Annotated in this window: 1 protein-coding gene; it reads left to right on the top strand. The window is 49.8% G+C overall.

The window, feature by feature from the left end; genetic code table 11:
- On the top strand, nucleotides 1-672 hold a 672-nt coding region (locus R7Z77_RS25425), incomplete at its 5' end, for an NUDIX domain-containing protein (protein ID WP_318137057.1).
- Between the last annotated feature and the right edge of the window lie 55 nt (nucleotides 673-727).

Genomic DNA, 727 nt, shown 5'->3' with positions numbered 1-727 from the left:
GGATTGGAAGTGTTGCTGATTAAACGTTCAAATCCGAATCGGCCTTACCATGGTGTCTGGGCATTACCGGGCGGGTTTGTCTTTGATAAAGACTTGACCAGCGAAGGCGGACGTCCGGCAGATGAAAACTTTGAAGCGGCGCGCCGACGCATTTGCCGCGAGAAGATTCATACCTATCCTCGTCACTTCAGCGAAGCGTTTATCGACGGTGATCCTAAGCGCGATCCGGAAGATTGGAGCTTAAACATCACCCACTACGCATTGGTTGACCGCAATAACGTCGAGCAAATCAACAATGCTGGCGTGCCCGAGTGTCAGCTCAAATGGTTCCCATTGCAGGCGATCCTCAATGGGGAAGAAACCCTAGCGTTTGATCACCAGAAAACCATCGAAAAAGCATGGCAGAAACTGCGTGCTTCGATTGAGTACACATCAGTGCTGCTGTTCGCACTCGATAAAGAATTTTTGGTCGCAGACATCATTTCTGCATATCAAGAATTTGGCATCGACATCAGCCGCATGACCATAAAACGCCGTTTGATCGACTCAGGTGTGTTGAAGCCGACCAACAAAGTCGCGTCCACCAACAAAGGCAAAGGCGGTAAGCCAGCCATGGTGTACACGCTGACAAGCGATGAAGTGACCTTTTTTCAAAACTGTTTGCGTGGCTAAACGCAAACAATCAGACAGACAAGGAGGCTGCCACGACTGGTCGAGGTAACCATCA

It is taken from the genome of Vibrio sp. 1401, from assembly GCF_033340295.1.
Note: the sequence above shows the minus strand (reverse complement) of the source record. Positions and strands in the feature narration are given on the sequence as shown.